We start from the raw sequence: 351 nt of genomic DNA on the forward strand, positions 1-351 counted from the left end.
GCGCGGCGGTCCCACCTGACCCCATGCCGAACTCAGCAGTGAAACGCCGTAGCGCCGATGGTAGTGTGGGGTCTCCCCATGTGAGAGTAGGGAACTGCCAGGCTTTAATTTTTTGCGCCAACAGTGAGTTTGGGCAATCATTGCTGATATGGCTCAGTTGGTAGAGCACACCCTTGGTAAGGGTGAGGTCCCCAGTTCGAATCTGGGTATCAGCACCATGATAACGTATAAAGAATTTGTCTGGCGGCGATAGCGCGGCGGTCCCACCTGACCCCATGCCGAACTCAGCAGTGAAACGCCGTAGCGCCGATGGTAGTGTGGGGTCTCCCCATGTGAGAGTAGGGAACTGCC

1 tRNA gene and 2 rRNA genes are annotated in these 351 nt (G+C 56.7%); all 3 read left to right on the forward strand.

Going from position 1 to position 351, the window contains the following annotated elements:
* Nucleotides 1–103: ribosomal RNA gene (gene rrf, locus ACGF5R_RS24670) — 5S ribosomal RNA — on the forward strand; the annotation flags it as partial.
* 39 nt (nt 104–142) lie between these two features.
* A tRNA-Thr gene (locus ACGF5R_RS24675) sits at nt 143–218 on the forward strand.
* Nucleotides 219–239: 21 nt separating this feature from the next.
* Nucleotides 240–351: ribosomal RNA gene (gene rrf / locus ACGF5R_RS24680) — 5S ribosomal RNA — on the forward strand; the annotation flags it as partial.

The sequence above is a fragment of the Photorhabdus sp. RM71S genome (genome assembly GCF_042879355.1).
In the GTDB taxonomy this organism is placed as follows: domain Bacteria; phylum Pseudomonadota; class Gammaproteobacteria; order Enterobacterales; family Enterobacteriaceae; genus Photorhabdus; species Photorhabdus kayaii.